Origin of the sequence: Vibrio sp. 10N.222.49.C9, assembly GCF_041474985.1 — a bacterium.
In the GTDB taxonomy this organism is placed as follows: Bacteria; Pseudomonadota; Gammaproteobacteria; order Enterobacterales; family Vibrionaceae; genus Vibrio; species Vibrio crassostreae_C.
On sequence record NZ_JBFRVD010001118.1, the window covers coordinates 1 to 314 of the forward strand.

Here is a 314-nt window from a genome sequence, read left to right on the forward strand (position 1 = left end):
ATTCCTAATTGCCTTCAGCTTACTCTTAGCGACGTTTATGATTCCAGCGGTATCAACTGCGCTACGTTGGGAGCACGATCTTATCGCAACACACCAATGGTGGCGACTAATAACAGGCAACTTTACCCATACTAATGCGTATCACTTGCTGATGAACCTCGCTGGACTCTGGATCATTAGCTACTTATTTCATGCTCGATGGAAAAAACTGAGTATCTATATCGCCCTTATCTCGACCTTCATCGGTATTGGGCTACTGTTTACGCAAACCCAAATCTACTATGGCTTATCGGGCGTACTGCACGGACTGTTTG

Annotated in this window: 1 protein-coding gene; it reads left to right on the forward strand. The window is 45.2% G+C overall.

Annotation, left to right across the window (positions count from 1 at the left end; genetic code table 11):
- Positions 1-37 precede the first annotated feature (37 nt).
- Positions 38-314 (forward strand): rhombosortase (rrtA, locus tag AB4585_RS27160; protein ID WP_372171847.1); only part of this gene is annotated, 277 nt, incomplete at its 3' end.